General features: G+C 41.6%; 1 protein-coding gene. It reads left to right on the forward strand.

Going from position 1 to position 1025, the window contains the following annotated elements; all coding sequences use genetic code 11:
* Positions 1-171 precede the first annotated feature (171 nt).
* Positions 172-816 (forward strand): HAD family hydrolase, encoded by a 645-nt coding sequence (locus G1O98_RS38345; RefSeq protein WP_163939691.1) that lies wholly within the window; start codon positions 172-174, stop codon positions 814-816.
* Positions 817-1025 lie beyond the last annotated feature (209 nt).

The raw sequence follows: 1025 nt of genomic DNA on the forward strand, positions 1-1025 counted from the left end.
GGAATGGGGAATGGGGGATGGGGACTAATGACCAATGACAAATGACCAATGACAAATGACCAATTACAATGATTTGCTTTATTTTCGTCAAGCTACTTAGCAGATGCTAGACTCTACCCACAGAAACTCTCTAACGAGCCAAAATCTAACATTCAAAATCTTCAAACTTTGATGGAACAACCGAAAGTTATTTTTTTAGATGCTGTGGGTACACTCTTCGATGTTAAAGGCAGTGTAGGTAAAGTTTATAGTCAGATAGCTGAGGAATTTGGTGTGACGGTTCCAGCCGAAACATTGAATACAGCCTTCATCAAAAGCTTTAAAGCAGCCCCGCCGCCGATATTTCCAGATGCAGAACTCCAAGATATTCCTCAGCGTGAGTTTGATTGGTGGCGGATAATTGCCCTGAACACTTTTGAAAGTGCAGGTGTCCTCAAGGAATTTTCTGACTTTTCGGCTTTTTTTAGCGAACTTTACATCCACTTTGGCACTGGCGAACCGTGGTTTGTCTATCCCGATGTTCTACCAGCTTTAATCAACTGGCGGCGCTTGGGGGTTACTTTGGGCGTGCTATCCAATTTTGATTCCCGGATTTATTCAGTATTGCAAAGTTTGGGATTGAGAGAGTTTTTTACCTCCGTCACCATTGCTACCCAGGTACGTGCAGCTAAACCCGATCCTCAAATTTTTGCTATTGCCTTAGATAAACATAAGTGTTCCCCTTCAGCAGCATGGCATATTGGCGATAGCATTGTAGAAGACTACTACGCAGCTAAAGCAGCAGGACTCAGAGGCGTTTGGATCAATCGTGGTTAATAAGGAGATACTTTAGCGATCGCTATTTTTTCTCAAATCTAAACACAACACAGCATATACTCAACAGATGAGAATACTAGACATCTCCAGAAATTAATTATGCGTTACCTGAAACCCTTGTAGAGACGTTGCAACCTACATTCCGCAGGTAAGTGAAGAGATTGATGGTATTTTTTATTTATGACATCATCAGCATTAGAAATAAGAGT

It is taken from the genome of Nostoc sp. UIC 10630, assembly GCF_010747425.1.
Taxonomy (GTDB): Bacteria; Cyanobacteriota; Cyanobacteriia; order Cyanobacteriales; family Nostocaceae; genus Nostoc.

Coding starts and splice junctions, on each gene's coding strand:
- G1O98_RS38345 (WP_163939691.1), top strand. CDS start 172: ATGGAACAACCGAAAGTTATTTTTTTAGATGCTGTGGGTACACTCTTC.